Raw genomic sequence first — 19,696 nt, forward strand, 5'->3', positions numbered from 1 at the left:
CTGCATTACCCCTCGAGCAAAGCGTTATTCACTTCGATGCTGTCAATGATGCCGATAATGGCCGCATCGACAGCAGACTGCGCTCGTCCCGTAACACACCGGGCGGAGCTTCCCGCAACGACCAGCACCTGCTCGCCGGTTCCTGCGCCGATCATATCGACGGCTACCACCAGCTCGGTTTTTCCGCCTTGGCCGAAACGCATCGGCTGCACCAATAGCAGTTTGCTGCCGGTCAGACTTTCATCCTTCGGCGTGGCAACGACCGTTCCTACTACTGTTCCTGCCCACATTTTTATCGCTCCTATCCCGTTGCGTTCTTCGTAGTTTAGCCGATTAATTCCACGCCCTGCTGGCGTGCGATATCGCGCGCCAACGGCGTGACCAATGCGCCCGGCGCAAGCCGGAGCTGCCGTTGTCCTGTCGCCGCAACACCCTGAATCATCGCAGCGTCGACGACAACTTTCTTGCCGCTCATTGTTTTTGTCGTATTTTCTTCGTTCGAGCTGCCTGCTGCAAGTCCAATGCGCTGAAAGCACTGCGCCGCCAACTCTTCCACTTTGACCAGCGTCATACCAAATTCGTCCAGTCGCTTTAAGTTCATGCGCAATGCCTGTTGCAAGGCAGGCGCTCCTTTTCCCATTTGCGCCTTAATTCGCCAGCCATCCTTAGGATCGGCGGCGTTAGCAGCCGCTACCACCGCTTTCCCCATCAGCAGCGCTTGCATAATCAAGGTCGGCGCCAGTCCATCGGCGATGGTCTGTGCCAGTTTTGCCGCCGTATTTTGCGTCAATACCGGTACGATAAGAAGCGCCGCTTCGCGCAGTTCCTTGCCGGGAAATGGCATATCTGCGGTAATCACGCGCACCTGACTGCCGAGGGCTTTTTGCACGCGCTCTTTGCCGACAACGCGTTCCGCCGCCTGCGACAGAACCACGCTGATTTCCATCCCCGCCGTCTGCAGCGCTTGCAATTGTTCAAGGCCTGTATCCAGTCCGATTGTACCTCCGGTAATGAGAGCCAATACCTTGGCAGCTGGCTTTAATCCAACTTCCGGTTCAGCTTGCGCCAGGCGTTTCATCACTTCCGCAGTGATTCTCGCGATCAGCTCTTCCTGTCCCACGCTATCCCTCCTCACGTCGACGCAAGTTTACTTCGTCGCCGTTGCCAACGCCTAGTGCATTGGCTTCATCCGTGTCGATGTGAAGTTCCAGACGAAATTTGGGACTGACCCGTACCAATACGTTTTTCAACAGAGCGCCGCGCACCCCATCCGTCTCTACCGTTACGCGCTGACCGTCCGAAACCCCAAAGTTTCTTGCGTCATCGTCATGCATATGAATATGTCTGGCTGCGCATATCACGCCTTGTTTCAGCGTAACTGCCCCACAAGGCCCGACAACCACAATCCCAGGAGAAGCCTCCAGATCGCCGGAATCTCTGACCGGAACTTTCACTCCGAGAGAAAAACCGTCCGTCCGTGAGATCTCAACCTGGGTAATGTTGCGAATCGGCCCGAGCACCCTGACGCCGCGCAGAACCCCTTTGGGCCCCACCAGCGTCAGCGTCTCGGCCGCAGCAAATTCTCCGACCTGTTTGAGGTCTTTTTGATGCGTCAGTGAAGCTCCGCAGCCAAACAAAATGGCCATATGCTCGGCAGAGAGGTGGATGTGGCGGTTGGACACGCCAACCGGAATCGTTTTGACCGCTTCACCTTCCGGCGCTAGTTTGGCCAGTATGGCCACTACGTGCCGGGTAATTTGATCAATCTGTTCTTTTTCCATCATCGCACCTCGCTATGCCAGCTATTTTTACCTCTTAGAGACTTTTCGGCAAAATCTTTTCGATATCGCTATGCGGGCGCGGAATCACGTGAATCGAAACCAGTTCGCCAACCCGTTGTGCCGCAGCCGCACCGGTATCAGTAGCCGCTTTTACTGCGCCGACATCGCCGCGTACCATCACTGTGACCAATCCGGAACCAATCTTTTCATAGCCGACCAATGTGACATTCGCTGCCTTTACCATCGCGTCAGCTGCTTCGATCGCACCTACCAACCCTTTTGTTTCAACCATTCCCAATGCATCTCCGCTCATTCTTCGTCACTCTCCTTTTTTGTTTTCCCGTAATACAAGCATGTCACTTTCGGCTCGCCTTTGGTGCGAGGACATCTCGGATCACCGCATAAATTGCAGGTGATTTCCCCTTTGTCCTCTTCCGGCAGCTCTAGTCTCGTCTCTGCGTCCAGCTCCTGAAGCTCTTCGCCCGTCAGTTCGACCTGCATCGGTTCCGCAGGTTCGCTGACCGGCGACGCTTCCACCGCCTGCACTGCTTCGACCGCTTCTTTTTTTGCCGCCAAGCCCACCGTCTCTTTTGTCATCACGATCTTTTCCAGTTCATGATGCGGCCGGGCAATAACATGGACAGCCCAAACCTTGTTTACCTTTTCGGCAGCGGATTTGCCCGCTTCGACCGCCGCTTTCACCGCGCCGACGTCGCCGGTCAGTTTCACCACGACCAGACCGCCGCCTTTGCTGAGTTCATAACCTACTAATTTGACATTGGCAGCCTTTACCGCCGCATCAGCAGCTTCCACCGCCGCAGTCAGGCCGACCGCCTCGATCAGGCCCAACGCGTCTTTGACCATGCTTTCACCTCCCCATGGCCCTGCCCGTTTCTGCTATTACTTTGCTGACAATCGTTTCAATCAACTGCTTTAACGCCAACTCTTCGCTTAGCGCCAATGCCGTTTCATTACTATGGTTCAGCACACTAGTCTCTTCGTCCTTAAACGGAATCCCTTTGACAAGTCGCGCCGCATTATAGCCAATCCTTCGCCACTCCGCCTTTACTCCGCCCTCCGGCAGACAAAAGAGCGGTTCGGCTTGCGGCAATTTCTGATAATGGATGCACATACCGCTCGCATCGATGCCGATGCCGACGCCAAGCTGCGACTCTTCTGCGCCTTGATGACCAAGAGCGACAAATTCGCCGCAATCGCCTGCCGTCACGCGCCAGGGGATCCCTTCCTCTTCCAATCCGGCCTGTACTTCACGCAGTTTTTCTTCCCAGCCTGAATGCGTCAGCAGGCGGATATGAACACATGGTTTTGCTGCAACATGTTCGTTCATCTGCATCACGCCTCTTCGCTAAGATAGGACAGAACCAGGCCGGTGGCAACCGCATTGCGCGGCCCCTCGCAGCCTCTGATGTTGCCGCGGCCGCAAACAATACCGTACTCGGCCAGCGCGTCGCTAACCATATCCGCCACTTCAAAGTCCATCGCCGATCCGCCGACCAATACGACAAATTCGATATGCCGTATGTTGCCGGTCGGCGCAACTCTGGCTAAAGAGCGCAGCGCGTTTGTCACGAAGACCCGCTTTTTCGCTTCCCGTCGCACATGACGGATTCTGTCCAGCGGCTGATCGATCGGAATAGGGATCATGCCGCCTTCTTTCAAAATCACAACCCGGGAAAAAACTTGCGGCGGCAAATGCTTTTCATAAAAATGCACCGTGCCGTCTTCCAGTCGAATATGGTAGAGACTTTCTACCTTGGCCAGCGGATATTTTTTAATATCCTCGGCCAGATCAAAATCGTTCAAGCCCAATTCCGAATTGATCAGCATCGTGACCATGTCTCCTGCGCCGCCGAGATGAATCGACAGCACACGTTCGTCACGCGTCACGATCGCTGCATCCGTGGAACCGCCGCCCATGTCTAAAATCGCCAAAGGCTTGTCGGTTCCCGGCGTCGTTAAGGCGCCTTGAATCGCCATATTGGCTTCTACGCCGGCGATCACGACATGTACATGCAGTTCGCTTTGCAGCCGATCCGCAATCTGTTGCATCGGCAAGCGACTGGTCTTCACCATTGCCGCCAAAGCCACCGCATTTTCCAGTGCGAATTCACCGGCTAAACCGCCCTGTACCTTTTGCGGCACAAAGGTGTCCACCGCCAGCACATCCTGAATCTTCATCTCTGCAATCGACTGACTCGTCAAATCGCCCATCACCTGGCGGACGCGTTCAAGCATACCGTTCACATGCGTACCCGCTTCGCCCTGCACATCATTGACCGGCTGCAAACGTTCCACCATTTCCATGACTTTAGCCGCACCGGCTTCGACGTCAATTTCGCCTTTGCCTTTTTGCCCAATCACTGTCAGCATGCCGGCTGGAATCGTCCTCGCCTTGACATCGCCCTGCGGCGTCCTAACGACAACGGCCGAACGGTTACCGATCAGCGCACGTGCGATCGGCACCACCATTTTCGTTTCTTCGGCAGAAAGGCCAAATACAGTCGCAATGCCGTACGGATTCGACAACGTCTTGATCGTCTGCCCGGCTTCGGCCACTTCGACTGCCGCGAGCATATCCAGCGGTACCTTGTCGATAAACGTCACTTCATCAAGCACAGGAATCACCTTGCCAAGCCGGTTCACGATCAGTACCGCATCATCCTGGCTGGCAATCGCGCCCTGTAGATCAACGCCGCGTTCCATTGCTTTGCGCAATTCCGCCGCCGCATCGGCAAAATCGATGCCGCGCGGCACGATGCAAATGATCTTTTCTCCAGCCGCAATCTGCGGCAAGCGGTGAAACGGAATCGTCATGCCGACGCCAAGTCCGATGCCGCCCGGCGTAGAAGGATTGTGCCCGATCATGGTCGACTCGGTGATGATCGTCTCGGTAATGGTCTGCATCGCCAAATCGCCGATCACCGGCGTCGCCTCATTGAGACGGATCTCCGCCAGTTCCTGCAGACTCAGTTTTGCCTGTTTCAACGCCGTTTCCAATGCAAGAATGATGCCCGGTATATTAGCCAGCGTGCCTTTGATGCCGGTCGTCTTTACCAGACTGCTGGCCAGAAAGCGGGGCGGCTGCCCCTTTTCCATAGCCGCCAGGCACACTTCTGTCGTAGAATTTCCAATATCCACCCCTGCAACGATAGGCATATGCGTCACACCTTACTCCGCTCTTAAACGATTGCGGCGCTGGTACACATCAGCAGCCTCCCGGACAAAAGCGGCATTGATTTTTGCGTTGTACTTGTTTTCCATTTCATCAGCGATCGCGAACAATTCCGCTTTCGTCGAACGATAAGGACGCAACGCGTTATAAATTTCCAAAATACGCGCATCGGGGATAGCAGTCAGTTCCGCAGCCCGGCGCAAATTATCGGCGAATTGGTTGCGGCCGATTCCGTCGGCGATTTCAGCCTGCATACGCAAAGTTTCCGGGCTGATTCTGACGTCTTCCGACTTAATAGCGCCGCTGACGACGTTATCAAGCGTGATGTCGCTCAATGTTTTTCCGCTGGGGGATTTTAAAAGTTCGGGACGTTTTTCCGCCATCGGATAGTCGCGCAACGGGTCAAGACCTTTCCCTGAGACTGCCGGAGCAGACGCGGCTGCGCTGCCCGGTGTTTGAATCATCGATTGCATCACCTGACGTACGATATCTTCCACCATTTTTTCTTGAGACATGTTTGCAGTCACCTCCGTCTACTTAAAATTGAACTTCGATTTCAATCGGCTTCGCACCCGGCACAACGTGCTCGGTTTCTTTGATATGAAGGATAGCGGCTTTCGCCTGGTATTTCGGTCTGGCCATTTGGTCATTACGCGTCGGTACCGGGGTCGGGCTTTCGCCTTTGGCATACTTGGCCGCATTACGACCGATCGCCCGATACGCTTCCAAGTCGAGAAGCGGCGATTGCGGGAACAGTTCCAAGTTGCTAAGCGGCATCAGATCTTTTTGATGAATAACCATCGTACCACGCGACTGGATGCCGACCGCAATGCCGGAACCGCTGAGTTTCGTCGCGTCATGCGCGGCAAAATCGACGTCGGATGTACGCAACACTCTTACGACGCGTGCACGGATGCCTTCTTCTTCAATACCGGCGATCAATTCACGCAGCACATCGCTATGGGGAATATCGACGATGGTTTTGTTTTGGAATTTGGCAAAAGCCGGCGCGAGGGCAATGACAACTTCATCGGCACGGGTACCCGGTCTGGCTTCGCCTTTTTCAATCAGCGTCATCGGACGGCCGCTGACAGCCGCTTTCGCTTTTGCCGGTTGCTCCATCCCTTGCATTACTTGCATGACAATCTCACGAATCATTTGTTCGTTAATTTCCATTACAATACACCTCTTTCCCCGTCTCAAACATCGAAGTCAGACGGTTTGATGGCCTGACTGATGTTTTTGATTTCATCCCAACGTTCCTTGCTCATGCGATAGCCGGTGCCCGGTCCGCGATAATCGTTGCGGCAGTTGACCGCACTGATTACGTTGAAGTTTTTATCAAGAATCGCCGCGGTATGGAGATAATCGCCGGAAATACGTTGTTTCAAGAGATTCAGAACATTGCTGGCCAGATCGCTAAAGCCGGCTTTAGCCAGTGCTTTGACGATATCGATGCCGGTAATGCCGCGACTCATCATTTCCTGCGCCGCTTTCAAGTCTTCTACCACGTTGCGTCCCGGCATATCTTTGCTGCCGTGTGCATACGTAGCTGCTTCGACTTCTTTGTCGGTGATCGCCGGGAAGCCGAGTTCGCGATAAATGGCCTGCAACGCGCGCGCTGCTTTATTACGAACCGAAATAACTTCTTCTTCCGAGACAGGTTTCAAACCACCGTCGACCATCAGGTCGCGCTGGATGATGTTCCAGTCGTCATAGTCGTCAACATCCCAGTTCGAACCGGCAAACATGTTGTCATAGTTCGGGATGCCGCCGTAACCGGAACAGATAAAGTCGGTGCCAGGCAACATTTGCATCAGCGTGCGTGCCGTGCGACGGATGTCGGAATGGGTAAACGTTTGGTCGTTACTCGAAGCCACTTCAAGATCCAGTGTCGCTGCCGTCAGGTTTTCACCCAATACGGCGCGAATGCCTGACGGAACCGCCGCCGGAACGCCGATGCAGCTGACCGATCCGTTTTGCAGGCCTTGTACGCCAGCGCCGCGGGTGATCATGATGCAGCGGATTTCCAAATAGAGCATCGATTTTCCTTCGGCATAGCCCATTTGGACTTCCGAACCGGAACCGGAGGTGAAACGCATTTTCAGACCGCGCGAAGCATAGGCGGAAGCCAAGAATGCTTTGGACCAGGGAGTGTCATCACCATCGACGAATACGTTTTCTGTGCCGTATACCGAGATGGTTTCCGCATAGGCGGTGATGCCGCGCATGCCGAGTTCCAGTTCAGTGGCTTCTTCCAGTGCGCATTGGATCAACGTGCCGGCGCGGCCGACTTGTGCGCCGATCATCAGCGACAGCGCATTGAACGGTGCATAGCGTACGACGGCGACGGTAGTTTCCATTTCATCAAAGCCGCGCAGCGCCGCTTCCGCTCCGTCAGCAGCAATCAGTACCGGATTGTCATTGACGTTTGTGATATGGCATTGGTTAGAAGGAACTTTACGAGCCCGCATCTTCTGCAGCGCCATCATCATTTCAACGACGTTCATCGTATTGAGCACTGCAGCAATCTTAGCTGCGGTCAAACCACGAAATACTTTGACGACTTCTTCACGCGACACATTGACGTCGACCATCATTTTGGCGATCTCTTGCGTATCCATCGCCATCGCTTTTTCAGTCAGGTTCACGTCAATCGCATAATCGGCGATAAACTGATCGATAAAGTCAAATTTATCACGCGGAATTCCGTCCATTTCGACGATCTTGCCGTTTTGTACTTTAACGCTCGGCGTCGGATCGTTCGGACTTCCCATTGCAATCAGGCCGACCTCCGGCCACTCTTGTACGAAACCGTCCTGGTTTACAGGGCGGGCAGCTAATACTTCAAAACGTTTCTGTCTTTTCATGGTTGTCTCCCCTCCCTGCTATTAAATATAAGGTTTGGTTGCAGACGGCGCCGGACCGGCCATCGCCTCAAGCAATTTCTTGCCGGTATCCTTAGCCGCCAATACAGCCTGGCGAACCGCGCCGGAATCGCCGGTGATCATCAAAATAACTTCGTTCGAGAAGCTGGTTCCGCCAGCCGGACTGGCATAACCGCAAACTTCGACGCTCGCTGTCTTGACCGCGACATCGCACATCAGAACGCCAATCGCTGCCGGAGCGCCGACAATCAAACCGAAGGCTTTGCCGAGCGGTGCGCCAAACGCTTTGTTAATTGCATAACTGGCCCGTGCAGTGTATTGCAGTTCCAGATGGCCGGCATCGTTGCCATATACGTCGCCAAAGGTACGATCCAGTTCTTTCAGCGCCACTTCAATCGCCCGACGGGCATCGGAGACTTCTTCCGCGCCGAAAAGAATCAGACAGCCATGACCCGCGCCGCCTTTAGTATCGCGCGCCAGTTCGATGCTGATGATTTCGGTATTGGTGGCCTTAACAGCTTCGTCTGCCGCCATGATGTGCGGGCCAGCGCCGGTACGTGCGCCGAGAATGCCGATAGAACGATATTTAGGATCCAGTTTCATCTTTTCATGCAGAATCGGATCCACATTCGCAATTACCAAACCGATCGTGTCGCCGATTGCGGTACCGACAAATTCGGTAAGACCAGGATTGACCGGGCAAGCTGTTTTTGCTTCGGCCGGAGCGCCGCTTTCCATACGCTTTTTGATTTCATCCATCACCTTGTCGATTAACTGTTCTTGCATAACACTTACACCTCCAAATTATTGCCTACTTCAATGCCGGAAGGATTTTCTCCACATCACTGTGGGGACGGGGAATGACATGAGTCGATACGACTTCACCGACTTTGTTCGCAGCGGCAGCGCCGGCATCGGTGGCAGCCTTAATCGCTCCCACGTCGCCTCGCACCATCACCGTCACCAGACCGGAGCCTATTTTTTCATAGCCAACCAACTGTACGTTGGCCGCTTTGACCATGGCATCGGCTGCTTCAATCGCGCCGACCAGTCCTTTTGTCTCAATCATGCCTAATGCTTCATTCATGCAGTACACCCCCTTTCCGCAATATAATCCAATAAGGATTCGACGCCTTCGCCGGTATGAGCCGACACATAGAATACGTCGCCTTTAACGCCCGCTTCCGCCAGACGCGCTTTGGCCCGTTCCTTGTCAACGCCGGGAACGTCAATCTTGGTCACTACGCCGATGACCGGCCGCGAAAACATGCCGACAAAACCCGGCGGCAACGTTACTTTAGCATCCGCCGCATCCTGCACGACAAGGATCAGTGCCGCCTCCATCGCAGTTACCAAGAGAGCCGAATAATAACGGGGAATTTGCGCATATTCTCCCGGCGTGTCGATGGCTCCGTCATGAAATTCGATGCAGGACGTCTTGCCAATCGACTTTTTTTCCTGTTGCAGCGTCGCAATCAGCGATGTTTTTCCGGCTCCGACCGGACCAATCAACATGATCTTGCCCATCTTACGACCTCGTCAACTTTGCCGCGGTAAATCCGAGTCCTTCCGAGAGCAGGCTGAGTACCTGCTTCAGAGCCTCTTCCACAGCCGACACGGTTCCCACAATAACGACCGAACCGGTAAACCGATCCATGAAACCGATTTGTACGGCCGCCGTCTTGGTTGCGACATCGGCGGCAATGATCGCGGCTTCACATGGCGTAATCGTCAGGATGCCGATCGCTTGACTGATGCCAACGCCCAGTTTTTCGCAGAGCTCCTGCTTCGGTTTGGCAATCAGATGAGCCAGCGTCACCTGTTTGCCTGGTACATATTCCTGTACCACGCGAGTCTTTTCCAGCGACATCTTTCTCCCTCGCAATCTTTGCCATAATTCTGACGTTTATAAAAATTAGCTGTTTTCGCCAATCTACCTTGCGCATATCTTGCCTATCCACCGGACATCTTTGTTCCCTTCTCGTTCTTTTGTTTTTACATTTTTTTACATCAAAATCCGCATGGTACTTCCTTGCTTCGCTTTAGACTATACTCTGCTCTAAACGCAAAAAAGGACTGTGTTTCCACAGTCCTTTTTCATACTTCCCTGTTTTCAGTTATGGTTAATTGCGTTCCTTGGTACTTTTTGCGCTTACGTTGTGAGCTTTTTGCCATGTTCTTTTTGTTCCTGCAACATTGTTTCGCCGCGACGGTTTTCCGCCCGGTATTGATTCGGCGTCATATTCATCGCTTGCCTGAAGACGCGGCAAAAATAGCTGGCATCCTGGTAGCCGACTTCCGCAGCAATACGAACAACGGTATAATCCGGTTCCTGCAGCATCCGTTTCGCTTTATCCAAACGAACCTTCGTCATGAAATCAACAAAATTATAGCCTTTTTCCTGTTTGAAGAGCCGACTGAAATAAAACGGACTTAAATGAACCGTTTGCGCCACCTCTTCCAGCGGCAGATTGCGTTGGCAATTTTTCACGATATACTCGCACGCTTTATTAATCACGCGCGTATTCATGCTGCTGCGATTCTCCAGCATATTGTCAAGAAATTGATCGAGCGATCCGATGAGCCAGGTCTCCACTTCATTACGTGACGTACATCGGTTCAGCAAACTGATGCATTCCAAATTCAGCAGCGTCAATCGTTCCAAATCAGCGCCGCCTTCCACGGCCGAACGCGACAACACGATCAACAGTTCTAGGACGCACGCTTTTACGGTTTCGATGCTGGTCTTCGTCGCAAAAATTTCTTCCAATAAATTACGCAATTCCTGTTTTGCCTGCTTGCGATCGCCGCAACGTACCTTGTCCAGCAGAACTCTCTCATGCTGGAACGGATAATGAAAGGGCACATCGCCCAAAAACGGCACATCTTCAATATGAATGATCTGACTGTCGCCAAGATAGAAACGCTGGCGCTGCGCATTCAGCGCCTCATGATACGATTTATGCACTTCACGCGAATCTTCATAATAACGTCCGATTCCAACCGTGATGCTGATACTCAAACTGCGCTGAATCGTTTCTCTGATTGTAGCCGCCAATTTCTTCGCGCTTTGTTTTGCCAACTCTGCCGTCACCGTTTCGGCAAAGCCAAGCAAAATAATCACATTGTCGCTGCCGAAAGGCGTCACCATCGCCAGATCACCGACCGCCTGGCAGATCACCTGATAAATCTTCTGCTTGACCATCTGCTTTTCCAGTTCGCTCGAATGAACCGTCAGCTTCTTGAAATCATCGACATCGACGACCAGCGCCAGATGCGGATCGACGCGCAGACCAAGAAAACGCGAACGTTCCTGGAACGTAGCGCTGCCGCCGATATTGCCGGAAATCAAATCATAGACAAACGACATCTGAATGAACGGACGCGCCGCTTCCACGCTCTGTCGCAGCCGTTCCTCTTCCTCCTGGCGCGAACGATCGATGCCGATCTTATCCATGACAACTCCCAGCGCCTTCAGCAATTCTTCCGGGCGCACCGGCTTCAATAAGTAGTCAATCGCACCTACCGTAAGAGCCTGCTTGGCATAGCTGAACTCGTCGAACGCGGTTAGCATCAAAATATTAACGCCCGGCAACAAAGCGCGAATGCCTTTTGCCGCTTCCAAGCCGTTCATCTCCGGCATACGGATATCCATTAAAACAATATCCGGTTTGCTTTCGGCCGCCAGGCGTATCGCATTGGCGCCGTCGCCGGCTTCTCCGACCACTCTGATTTGCGGGCACTGCTTTTCTATGATGAAGCGAAGGGCCTGTCGCTCCAGCTGTTCGTCATCGACAATCAGTATCGTATACACGCTCTTCACCCCTCCTTTTTATTCCGTCTGATACGGCAGGCGAATGCCAATCGTCGTTCCGCTACCGAGACAACTTTGCATCGTGATGCCGTATTGACCGCCAAAATAATGTTTGATTCGTTTATGTACATTCAAGATGCCAAGGCCCGTCGTCTGCCCCTGGCTCTTCTGCCGTTTTTCTTCGCGAAAAATCGCGGCAATCTTGCCTTCCTCTACGCCGACGCCGGTGTCGCTAATTTCCAGGTAGACGTCCGTCTCACGCAAATGGCCGCTGATTTTAATCGCGCCGCCTTCGATCCGCCCCTCGAGTCCATGAATGATCGCATTCTCCACCAACGGCTGCAATGTCAACGCCGGCAGCCTGGCCGTCCAAATTTCCGGTTCCACCTGGATCGAAGAGTGGATCCGTTCGCCAAAGCGGACTTTTTGGATCGTCAGATAGTCCTGTACTGATTTCAGCTCTTCCTCCACGGTCCGCAAACGATCCATGTCGCGCAGGTTATTGCGCAACAGATCCGATAAGGCATACGCCACTTCCTGCGTCTGCGTCGCGCCTTCGAGCATCGCCAAGCGGGCGATCGTGTTCAGCGTGTTAAAGAGAAAATGCGGATTGACCTGTGACTGTAGCGCCTTCAGTTCCGTCGCCTTCAGCAGCGTTTCCAGTTCCGCCTTGGCCTGCAATTCCTTCATCAGTTTTTTCTGTACGATGTTGGCCACACCGATCTCTACTATATAATTGGCCATGATATAAATCAGATCGGCCGCCGCCTTGATATTCGTCTCCTGTACTTCCCTGACCCGGTCGAACAGTTCGCTCAGCACCGCTTCGTCCAGTTCCAGGTCGCTGACGCGTTTGCACATTTCCGTTTTGACGTCTTCTCCCTCTTCGCGGTACAGGACAACCTGTCCGGCCAGGAACGCGCCGATATACTGATCCTGCACGATGATCGGCGCCGCCAGATCCGTCAAGCCGGAATGGCAACGATAGACTATGGGTTTTCGCAGGTCGATGGAACGGCGTCCGCCGCTGTCATCGCAGCCGGAACAACGCGCCATCCCTTTCGGCGTTGAACGGATGTACTGACAAAGTTGCGTGAAATTGCTCGTCCGTGTGATCGGCGTTCCTTCCGGATCGACAATGACCGCGGCCAGGCCCGTGGTTTCAGAAAACTTATCCTGAATCTCCTGCAGTACATCGGTATTGACAATGTCTCCTAGCGCAAACTGGCTGATTTCTCGCACCGAAAATCACTCCCTCGCGTGTGCTATTCTTGCAACAATGTAAGAATATTTTGCTCTGCACTGAGGGAGTATTAGCCAATCGTCTGACAAATCCCTGCATTTCGCAATATCTTCTTATACTACGACAATTTTCTCTTGAACTTCGACTTCCGTCCGGTTTCCCGGTATTTCAAGCGGCGTCAGTTCGGAAAAGCGAGCCATATGATGCATGGTATATAGCATCGTTTTCATGATTGATACCATCAATACTGCGCCCGTTCCTTCGCCCAGCCCCATATTGGCGCGGATGAAGACGCTGTCGGACACGATGTTTCCCATTAAAAGAGCGTAAGCCATGCCCGGTTCTTTTGACATGTGCGACGGAATCGCATGCTTTTCGATTTCCGGCGCAATGCGTGAAGCACATGCATACGCGACAGCCGTGATGAAGCCGTCGATGACAAAAGGCGTCCGTAGCTTCGCACACTCGAGCATGCCCGCACAAATCGCAACCAAATCAAAGCCGCCAAGACAACGTAAGACCTCCTGCGGCGTTTGCAGTTTTTCTTTATGCAGCGCAACGCCTTTGGCAACGATCTGGCGTTTGTGTTTTAGCAGTTCCGTCCGTTCAACGCCTGCGCCGTAACCGACGACGAACTCCGGCAGAATGCCGGTCAGACCATGCATGACTGCAGCCGATGTCGTCGTGTTGCCGATCCCCATTTCACCAAATGAAAGCATATTGTAACCGCGCTCTTGCACCAGCTCGCGCACCAGATTCTGACTCGCCTGCCAAGCCTGATCGAACTCGCTATGGCTCATTGCTTCTTCTTTGATAAAATTCTTCGTTCCCAGCGCCACTTTCCGCTGAAAGCCGCTAAACGGTTCCGTCGAATTGATGCCCACATCCGCAACGCCATAATCAATCCGGTTACTTTGGCAAAAACAGCTGATCGTCGCTCTGCCTGCCACCATGTTCTGCGCCTGTAAATATGTGACTTCCTGCGGCGTTTGAGCAACGCCCTCTTCCACGACGCCGTTGTCGGCGGCAAAGACCAAGTGGTATGGTTTCAACTCCGGCTTGATCTCACCCCAGGACATGACGATCTTCTTCAAATGTTCTTCCAGCAGACCTAAGCTGTTTACCGGCTTGGCCGCTCCATCGATCCACTCCTTGACCCGCGTTTCAAAATCCATCTTCGCTTCCTCCTTTGTTTTTTCCAAAACAAAAACCACCCAGCCCAAAAGGCTAGGCGGCTATATAGCGACCCCATCCTTCCGGCATTACCCCTTGCGCGGGGGTAGATGACAGCCAATACAGGCAGGTCTCCTGGCTTTCAGTTCATTGCGTTCCTGCGCCTTCCCGGTTTCCCAGTGGCATATTACAGGAGCAGCTCCCCGATTACAGTGGCGCGACCGCGTCGTTTTAGGATGCAAGGCATCCTTCCGAACTTCCCTATTCTCCTCCCTTTTACAGGAGGCACCTGTTTGGTGGCATATTCTCTTTTGCTTTAACAAATTCGCCCTTCTCAAAGCCATTCCTGCCTGCCGCTAACGCTCGACAAGATAATCAACGATCTGGTAAGAAAAATCCTATGCATCCTCTTTCAGATGCTGCGTGTCATTCGAGAGCACCAATTGCAGCAAACCCTCGCTATATTCCAGGATGTTCACCGCCGTCGTATCCTGTTTCAACGACCAGACTTGATCAATCGGCAGGCCAAGCGCTGCGCAAAGCAAGGTGCGCAGCGGGCCGCCATGCGAAACGATCGCGATCGTTTCGCCCGGATGCGCGGCAATGCACGCGTTGAGTCCTTTCAGCGCGCGAAGTTGCACCAGTGGAAAGCTTTCGCCCTGCGGCGCATAGCCTATGCTTGGTCGCGCATACATCGCCGTAAGCCAGGCCGGCCAACCGGCCATGATCTCTTCATAAGTAAGACCTTCCCAGAGGCCAAAGTTCAGTTCACGAAACGCCGCGCACGTCATGACGGTAAGACCATGCGGCAAAGCAATCGCCGCTGCGGTCTGAACGGCGCGCGTCAAATCACTGCTGTACACCGCCCGAAGCGGAAGCGAGGCCAAACGTTTTCCCACCTGCTTTGCCTGCATTTGTCCCGTTTCATTCAAAGGAATATCGCTATGCCCCTGGTAGCGTTTCGTCCGATTCCAATCGGTCTGACCATGCCGCACCAGAATGACTTTTGTTGACGCACCCATACCTTACACCCTTTCTTACTTAACGCAAAACACGAGCAGTACTGCCAGTTGCGCCACTTCATTGACCGCACCGTAGACATCGCCGGTCAATCCGTCCAGCCGCGCATTGACATAGCGGCCGACAATGACAGCGGCTATGCAGGCTGCGGCTCCACCGCCCAGCGCCCTGACGCCGAACGGAGCCAGGAGAAGCGCCGCCAGCACTGCGGCAATCAGCAACGCATGCCGGTCATGATGCTGAAAAAACATCTTGCCCAAACCTTCGGGCCTGGCGTAAGGAAACGAAGTGACCGCCACCACAAGGCCCATTTTCCCGCCGATCGCCATAGCAAAACAAGCAAACGGCAGCAGCGCCGGATCGATATCGAGATAAAAAGAATACTTCGTTAAAATCAGCAGTGCGAAGGCCATCGCGCCAAACGCGCCCACCCGGCTGTCCTTCATAATCTCAAGCATCCGCTCCTTGGGGCGACCGGAAAAGATGCCGTCCGCCGTATCCATAAAGCCGTCGCAATGCAGTCCTCCGGTAATGATGATCTCCGCGACAATCAATGTAACCGCCAGCACATGCGCGGGCGCTCCCGCATAGTGCTGCAGCAGATAAGCGCCGCCACCCAGCAGCAAGCCGATGATCGCACCGATAAACGGCAGCATCTTGACGCTGCGGCCAAAACTTTCCAGCGACCATTCCGTCTGGCTGACGACCGGAATGCGCGTAAAAAATTGAAAGCCCGTTATAAAATCAGTCCATAGCGTTCCCAGCACGATTCCTCCTTCCGGCACAACCCGATTCCTATGCTATGAGATAGTTCTCCTCACTGCCGGTCTATTCCTTCCCCTTGACAAGATACTTCCTTCTTTCGATAATATGCTCTTATACGCAATTCGGATAGCGATTCATTGTTCTCTTGTGAAAGCATATTGCCAAGCGCGCCAAATTCACTTGCCGCATATCTTCGATAATGCTAGTGTCAAAGTATATACGCACATGCGGACAGGAAGGAGTTCACTTTATGAAGCCAAACGTTTTTGAATATTTTATGACCCCGATCAGTTTGCTCGGCACAGGCTGCTTGCCTGAGATCATCAAATATGTCACGCCGATGAAATTTCGCAAAGCTTTTATTGTCAGCGATAAATTTCTCGTCGACAGCGGTCTGACCTGTAAGTTGACGGATATCCTGCAGCAGGCCGGCATTTTCTACATCATTTACGACAACGTCTCGCCTAACCCCACCGTCGAACAGGTAGAATATGGTCTGAAGCTGTACCGCGACAACGGCTGCGACTTTCTCATCTCGTTCGGCGGCGGCTCGCCGCATGACTGCGCCAAAGCGATCGGCCTTCTGGCAACGAACGGCGGCAAAATCCAGGATTACGTTGGCCTCAATAAGGCAAGCCACCCAGCCGCGCCTTTGATTGCGGTCAACACGACCGCCGGCACCGGCAGCGAACTGACACGGTTTTGCGTCATCACCGACACGGCCCAACAGCGCAAAATGACGATTACCGATTGGCACGTGACGCCGATCATCGCGGTCAACGACGCTGAATTAATGCTTGATATGCCGCCGGGACTGACTGCCGCAACCGGAATCGACGCGCTGACGCATGCGATCGAGGCTTATGTTTCGACGAATGCGACGCCGGTCACCGATTGCAAAGCCTTAAAAGCGATTGAGTTAATCAGCCGTCACTTGCCGACCGCGGTACAGGACGGCCATAACCGACAGGCGCGTGAGATGATGGTCTACGCCGAATACCTGGCCGGCATCGCCTTCAACAACGCCAGTCTCGGTTACGTTCACGCGCTGGCCCACCAGTTAGGCGGTAAATACAACCTGCCGCATGGCTTGGCGAACGGTATGCTGCTCGCTTTCGTCACCGCATTCAACCTGACGGCCGCGCCGGAAAAGTATGCTGACATCGCAATGGCGATGGGCTTGACGCTGCCTGACCGCAGGCCGGAAACGATTGCCGCCGTGCTGCTTGGCGCATTGCGGACGTTGCTTGACAGCGTCCATGTCCCCTGCGGCATAAAGACGGTAAAAGGTTTCGATCCGACCGATATTCCACATTTGGCCGCAAGCGCGCTTCAGGATGTCTGTGCCTTGACCAACCCGCGCCAGGGCTCCGCCGTCGAATTGGCCGAGATTCTTCAAGCAGCCTGGTCAGCGCAATAAATTCCTATCTTAACACAAAACGCCACATAGGACATTGCCCTTTTAAAGTCAAACACTATTTCTAATACCGTATTGCGGGAGGAATTTTCATGTGGCTAGGTAAAATTGTCGGAACCGTAGTCGCTCCGACGAAAAACGAATCTCTGGTCGGTTCTAAGCTGCTCATCGTACAGCCGTTAAACCTGGACGGCATGAACACCATCAGCATGCAGGTCGCTGTGGATACGGTCGGTGCGGGCAACGGAGAAACGGTTTTAGTTGTCTCCGGCAGCACAGCACAACGTCTGACCGGCAAGCCGGACAGCGCCGTCGATGCGGCGATTGTCGGCATCGTCGAAGACATTGATCTGCAGGGAATCTCCAAGGCACAATACTGGGTGCAAAAAGGATAGGAGGATGGCCGCTGTTCGTTGCGGCTGCGTACTGCTATGCTGACGATTCATAAAAACATCTCAGGCGACTTTGTCACTGCAGCGCCGGATCAACCTTTGAACGGCGCTTGGCTGCAGTTGACGCAGCCAACGCCGGAGGAATTGGCGCAAGCAGCTAAACTACTTGCCATACCAGTCCGTCTGCTCGATTTTTCTTTCGAAAATGACGGCAGCCCGCGCATCGTAAAACAAAAAAACTGTTTGGTCATTATGATACACATTCCGGTCAGCAATGATAACGGCACGTATAATACAGTACCACTCAATTTTATTCTCACGCCGGACTTCAGCGTTACGATCAGTCAGTCCGATTCAGCGTTTTTAGCTTCGATTCTGCTGAATGAAGAAGGACGCTTTGATTCGAACGCACCCTGCCGCTTCCTCTTTCAGCTTTTATACCAAAGCGGTGCGGAATTTTTGCGTCACATTCAGCAAATCCGGCAGCGCACCGACGCAATCGAAGTCGTGCTGCGCAAAGCAGCCACCAATAAAGAAGTCTATCTTCTCTTGAATTTAGAAAAAGGCCTTACCTATTTTACCGCCGCCTTGCGCGGCAACATCATCGTCGTAGAAACGATTTTTCGCTTGAGCGCCGATCCGAAACTGCACCACTTCCTCAGTCTGCGGCGCGAAGATGAAGACTTACTGGAAAGCGTGATCCTCGAAAACAAACGCGCATTGGTCATGGTAGAAACCTACAGCACCATTCTCAGCAGCATGATGAATGCTTTTTCTTCGGTGATCGCCAACAACCTCAATCACATCATGAAGTTCCTTGCTTCGATCACGATCATCCTCTCGATTCCAACCGTCTTCTCCAGCTTCTGGAGCATGTCGATGGTCGTTCCCTGGCAGGGAACTGCGAATGGCTTCTGGTATGTCACGCTGATCTCACTTTGCGCCAGCGCTTGCGCCGCTTATGTACTGTGGCGCAAGAAAATGCTTTAAGAATAAAAAGAGTGTCTCAACACAGAGTTTTCTGCGTTGAGACACTCTTTTTACGCTTAGCCGAACATCGCAATCCCAAGCGGCGTTACCAAGAGCGGATGCGGCGGCACATGAACCGGACGACCGAAGGCCTTGCCGAATTCGGCCTCGAAGCCTTCCAGGTAAGCGGTTCCGCCAACGACATACACCGGATACTGCTGATACTCTTGATGCCCTTCCAGCATATCGTTCACCAACGTTGCCATTTTTTCAATCACCGGCAGCACGGTCGGCATGATTTCCTTATGGCGGCGCGTGTCGCGCTTCATCAATTCGGCTTCTTCAAAGCTGATCTTATAAGAACCCGACAATACCAGCGACAGATGCGTACCGCCGGTCGGCTCATCGGCGGTAAACATCAGTTCGCCGTTTTTCAGCACGGCAATGCCGGTCGTTCCGCCGCCGATATCGACAACGATGCCATGTTCGATGCCGAGCGCTTTGGCTGCCGCCACCGGTTCATCGACCTGTCCGACCGGTTCGATGCCCGCACCGGCAATCACATGGTTGCAGGCTTGCGCATTCCGCCCCATCGTACCCGGCGGTATTGCGGTAGCGCCTTTTTCCAGCTTAATACCCATGATCGCTTCCACTTCCGCCTTCAATTCTTCGACGATCATCATCGCACCGCGAAAATCCATGACCAGACCATCTTTTACCACTGAAGCCCAGCGCATGCTGCCAGCAACCGGATTTCCCTCGCCGTCGATAACAACCAATACGACATCCGCCGTTCCCAAATCAACGCCGACCCGGTATGGTCCTTGTGACTCGGCCATCGTACCGGATGCAATTAATTCATGCAGTTTGTGGATTTTTTCATATTCCATCTACAATACCCTCCTATCCACCTTACTGCCTGATTCCCCGCTTCGGCTCCGGATTCCTTGGCATTATTCCGTTGATCTGTTTCACTATATTGCCATCTAGGGAAGCACTGATTAAATGAAGGCACCGCTGGAATGAGATATTTTTGTGTTT

The 19,696-nt window shown here is 53.3% G+C and carries 23 protein-coding genes and 1 riboswitch; of the genes, 3 read left to right on the plus strand and 20 right to left on the minus strand.

Annotated elements, in window-relative coordinates; all coding sequences use genetic code 11:
* Positions 1 to 5: 5 nt before the first annotated feature.
* From QTL79_RS13325 to cobS, 19 genes are all read right to left on the minus strand, one after another.
* On the minus strand, positions 6 to 290 hold the full coding sequence (locus QTL79_RS13325) for a EutN/CcmL family microcompartment protein (RefSeq protein ID WP_346355463.1): 285 nt from the start codon (positions 288 to 290) through the stop codon (positions 6 to 8).
* Positions 291 to 325: 35 nt separating this feature from the next.
* A complete protein-coding gene (locus QTL79_RS13330) occupies positions 326 to 1,120 on the minus strand; it encodes a flavoprotein (RefSeq protein WP_346355464.1) in 795 nt (264 codons plus the stop codon).
* Position 1,121: 1 nt separating this feature from the next.
* On the minus strand, positions 1,122 to 1,781 hold the full coding sequence (gene pduL / locus QTL79_RS13335) for a phosphate propanoyltransferase (RefSeq protein WP_428845482.1): 660 nt from the start codon (positions 1,779 to 1,781) through the stop codon (positions 1,122 to 1,124).
* Positions 1,782 to 1,815: 34 nt separating this feature from the next.
* Complete coding sequence (eutM, locus tag QTL79_RS13340; RefSeq protein ID WP_346355466.1) at positions 1,816 to 2,094, minus strand: ethanolamine utilization microcompartment protein EutM; 279 nt, start codon at positions 2,092 to 2,094, stop codon at positions 1,816 to 1,818.
* A complete protein-coding gene (locus QTL79_RS17920; protein WP_428845481.1) occupies positions 2,091 to 2,645 on the minus strand; it encodes a BMC domain-containing protein in 555 nt (184 codons plus the stop codon). The genes eutM (QTL79_RS13340) and QTL79_RS17920 overlap by 4 nt, the downstream gene beginning before the upstream one ends.
* A gap of 4 nt (positions 2,646 to 2,649) precedes the next feature.
* Complete coding sequence (locus QTL79_RS13350; protein ID WP_346355467.1) at positions 2,650 to 3,129, minus strand: glycerol dehydratase reactivase beta/small subunit family protein; 480 nt, start codon at positions 3,127 to 3,129, stop codon at positions 2,650 to 2,652.
* 5 nt (positions 3,130 to 3,134) lie between these two features.
* Positions 3,135 to 4,958, minus strand: coding sequence for a diol dehydratase reactivase subunit alpha (locus QTL79_RS13355; RefSeq protein WP_346355468.1), 1,824 nt, complete (start codon positions 4,956 to 4,958; stop codon positions 3,135 to 3,137).
* A gap of 12 nt (positions 4,959 to 4,970) precedes the next feature.
* Complete coding sequence (locus QTL79_RS13360; protein ID WP_346355469.1) at positions 4,971 to 5,489, minus strand: diol dehydratase small subunit; 519 nt, start codon at positions 5,487 to 5,489, stop codon at positions 4,971 to 4,973.
* A 22-nt stretch (positions 5,490 to 5,511) separates the two neighbouring features.
* Positions 5,512 to 6,150 (minus strand): propanediol/glycerol family dehydratase medium subunit, encoded by a 639-nt coding sequence (locus QTL79_RS13365; RefSeq protein ID WP_346355470.1) that lies wholly within the window; start codon positions 6,148 to 6,150, stop codon positions 5,512 to 5,514.
* A 23-nt stretch (positions 6,151 to 6,173) separates the two neighbouring features.
* Positions 6,174 to 7,844: a propanediol/glycerol family dehydratase large subunit gene (locus tag QTL79_RS13370; RefSeq protein WP_346355471.1), complete on the minus strand. Its 1,671-nt coding sequence runs from the start codon at positions 7,842 to 7,844 to the stop codon at positions 6,174 to 6,176.
* Between the two features lie 21 nt (positions 7,845 to 7,865).
* Positions 7,866 to 8,648, minus strand: coding sequence for a propanediol utilization microcompartment protein PduB (pduB, locus tag QTL79_RS13375; protein ID WP_346355472.1), 783 nt, complete (start codon positions 8,646 to 8,648; stop codon positions 7,866 to 7,868).
* Between the two features lie 25 nt (positions 8,649 to 8,673).
* Positions 8,674 to 8,949, minus strand: a complete 276-nt coding sequence (gene eutM / locus QTL79_RS13380; RefSeq protein WP_346355473.1) for an ethanolamine utilization microcompartment protein EutM — start codon at positions 8,947 to 8,949, stop codon at positions 8,674 to 8,676.
* Positions 8,946 to 9,389, minus strand: coding sequence for a EutP/PduV family microcompartment system protein (locus QTL79_RS13385; RefSeq protein ID WP_346355474.1), 444 nt, complete (start codon positions 9,387 to 9,389; stop codon positions 8,946 to 8,948). The genes eutM (QTL79_RS13380) and QTL79_RS13385 overlap by 4 nt, the downstream gene beginning before the upstream one ends.
* Before the next feature lies 1 nt (position 9,390).
* Positions 9,391 to 9,732, minus strand: a complete 342-nt coding sequence (gene eutS, locus QTL79_RS13390; RefSeq protein WP_346355475.1) for an ethanolamine utilization microcompartment protein EutS — start codon at positions 9,730 to 9,732, stop codon at positions 9,391 to 9,393.
* 282 nt (positions 9,733 to 10,014) lie between these two features.
* On the minus strand, positions 10,015 to 11,676 hold the full coding sequence (locus QTL79_RS13395) for a response regulator transcription factor (protein WP_346355476.1): 1,662 nt from the start codon (positions 11,674 to 11,676) through the stop codon (positions 10,015 to 10,017).
* Positions 11,677 to 11,694: 18 nt separating this feature from the next.
* On the minus strand, positions 11,695 to 12,918 hold the full coding sequence (locus QTL79_RS13400) for a sensor histidine kinase (RefSeq protein ID WP_346355477.1): 1,224 nt from the start codon (positions 12,916 to 12,918) through the stop codon (positions 11,695 to 11,697).
* Between the two features lie 114 nt (positions 12,919 to 13,032).
* Positions 13,033 to 14,094 (minus strand): nicotinate-nucleotide--dimethylbenzimidazole phosphoribosyltransferase, encoded by a 1,062-nt coding sequence (locus tag QTL79_RS13405; RefSeq protein ID WP_346355478.1) that lies wholly within the window; start codon positions 14,092 to 14,094, stop codon positions 13,033 to 13,035.
* A 106-nt stretch (positions 14,095 to 14,200) separates the two neighbouring features.
* A riboswitch (cobalamin riboswitch) is annotated at positions 14,201 to 14,400 on the minus strand.
* Positions 14,401 to 14,490: 90 nt separating this feature from the next.
* Positions 14,491 to 15,114 (minus strand): histidine phosphatase family protein, encoded by a 624-nt coding sequence (locus QTL79_RS13410; protein WP_346355479.1) that lies wholly within the window; start codon positions 15,112 to 15,114, stop codon positions 14,491 to 14,493.
* Between the two features lie 15 nt (positions 15,115 to 15,129).
* Positions 15,130 to 15,879, minus strand: coding sequence for an adenosylcobinamide-GDP ribazoletransferase (gene cobS / locus QTL79_RS13415; RefSeq protein ID WP_346355480.1), 750 nt, complete (start codon positions 15,877 to 15,879; stop codon positions 15,130 to 15,132).
* A gap of 248 nt (positions 15,880 to 16,127) precedes the next feature.
* On the opposite strand from cobS, the gene QTL79_RS13420 reads away from it, so the two are divergent.
* The 3 genes from QTL79_RS13420 to QTL79_RS13430 all read left to right on the plus strand — a co-directional run bounded on the left by QTL79_RS13420 (position 16,128) and on the right by QTL79_RS13430 (position 18,676).
* Complete coding sequence (locus QTL79_RS13420; protein ID WP_346355481.1) at positions 16,128 to 17,297, plus strand: iron-containing alcohol dehydrogenase; 1,170 nt, start codon at positions 16,128 to 16,130, stop codon at positions 17,295 to 17,297.
* Between the two features lie 89 nt (positions 17,298 to 17,386).
* On the plus strand, positions 17,387 to 17,689 hold the full coding sequence (locus QTL79_RS13425) for a EutN/CcmL family microcompartment protein (protein WP_346355482.1): 303 nt from the start codon (positions 17,387 to 17,389) through the stop codon (positions 17,687 to 17,689).
* A gap of 18 nt (positions 17,690 to 17,707) precedes the next feature.
* A complete protein-coding gene (locus QTL79_RS13430; protein WP_346355483.1) occupies positions 17,708 to 18,676 on the plus strand; it encodes a magnesium transporter CorA family protein in 969 nt (322 codons plus the stop codon).
* A gap of 56 nt (positions 18,677 to 18,732) precedes the next feature.
* Here the strand turns inward: QTL79_RS13430 and eutJ are convergent, their stop codons facing one another.
* The gene (gene eutJ, locus QTL79_RS13435; RefSeq protein ID WP_346355484.1) at positions 18,733 to 19,545 is read right to left on the minus strand and encodes an ethanolamine utilization protein EutJ; all 813 of its coding nucleotides are present in this window, start codon (positions 19,543 to 19,545) and stop codon (positions 18,733 to 18,735) included.
* Positions 19,546 to 19,696 lie beyond the last annotated feature (151 nt).

Origin of the sequence: Azotosporobacter soli (assembly GCF_030542965.1) — a bacterium.
In the GTDB taxonomy this organism is placed as follows: Bacteria; Bacillota; Negativicutes; order SG130; family SG130; genus Azotosporobacter; species Azotosporobacter soli.

Coding starts and splice junctions, on each gene's coding strand:
- QTL79_RS13325 (WP_346355463.1), bottom strand. CDS start 290: ATGTGGGCAGGAACAGTAGTAGGAACGGTCGTTGCCACGCCGAAGGAT.
- pduL (WP_428845482.1), bottom strand. CDS start 1,781: ATGGAAAAAGAACAGATTGATCAAATTACCCGGCACGTAGTGGCCATA.
- eutM (WP_346355466.1), bottom strand. CDS start 2,094: ATGAGCGGAGATGCATTGGGAATGGTTGAAACAAAAGGGTTGGTAGGT.
- QTL79_RS17920 (WP_428845481.1), bottom strand. CDS start 2,645: ATGGTCAAAGACGCGTTGGGCCTGATCGAGGCGGTCGGCCTGACTGCG.
- QTL79_RS13350 (WP_346355467.1), bottom strand. CDS start 3,129: ATGAACGAACATGTTGCAGCAAAACCATGTGTTCATATCCGCCTGCTG.
- QTL79_RS13355 (WP_346355468.1), bottom strand. CDS start 4,958: ATGCCTATCGTTGCAGGGGTGGATATTGGAAATTCTACGACAGAAGTG.
- QTL79_RS13360 (WP_346355469.1), bottom strand. CDS start 5,489: ATGTCTCAAGAAAAAATGGTGGAAGATATCGTACGTCAGGTGATGCAA.
- QTL79_RS13365 (WP_346355470.1), bottom strand. CDS start 6,150: ATGGAAATTAACGAACAAATGATTCGTGAGATTGTCATGCAAGTAATG.
- QTL79_RS13370 (WP_346355471.1), bottom strand. CDS start 7,844: ATGAAAAGACAGAAACGTTTTGAAGTATTAGCTGCCCGCCCTGTAAAC.
- pduB (WP_346355472.1), bottom strand. CDS start 8,648: ATGCAAGAACAGTTAATCGACAAGGTGATGGATGAAATCAAAAAGCGT.
- eutM (WP_346355473.1), bottom strand. CDS start 8,949: ATGAATGAAGCATTAGGCATGATTGAGACAAAAGGACTGGTCGGCGCG.
- QTL79_RS13385 (WP_346355474.1), bottom strand. CDS start 9,389: ATGGGCAAGATCATGTTGATTGGTCCGGTCGGAGCCGGAAAAACATCG.
- eutS (WP_346355475.1), bottom strand. CDS start 9,732: ATGTCGCTGGAAAAGACTCGCGTGGTACAGGAATATGTACCAGGCAAA.
- QTL79_RS13405 (WP_346355478.1), bottom strand. CDS start 14,094: ATGGATTTTGAAACGCGGGTCAAGGAGTGGATCGATGGAGCGGCCAAG.
- QTL79_RS13410 (WP_346355479.1), bottom strand. CDS start 15,114: ATGGGTGCGTCAACAAAAGTCATTCTGGTGCGGCATGGTCAGACCGAT.
- QTL79_RS13420 (WP_346355481.1), top strand. CDS start 16,128: ATGAAGCCAAACGTTTTTGAATATTTTATGACCCCGATCAGTTTGCTC.
- QTL79_RS13425 (WP_346355482.1), top strand. CDS start 17,387: ATGTGGCTAGGTAAAATTGTCGGAACCGTAGTCGCTCCGACGAAAAAC.
- eutJ (WP_346355484.1), bottom strand. CDS start 19,545: ATGGAATATGAAAAAATCCACAAACTGCATGAATTAATTGCATCCGGT.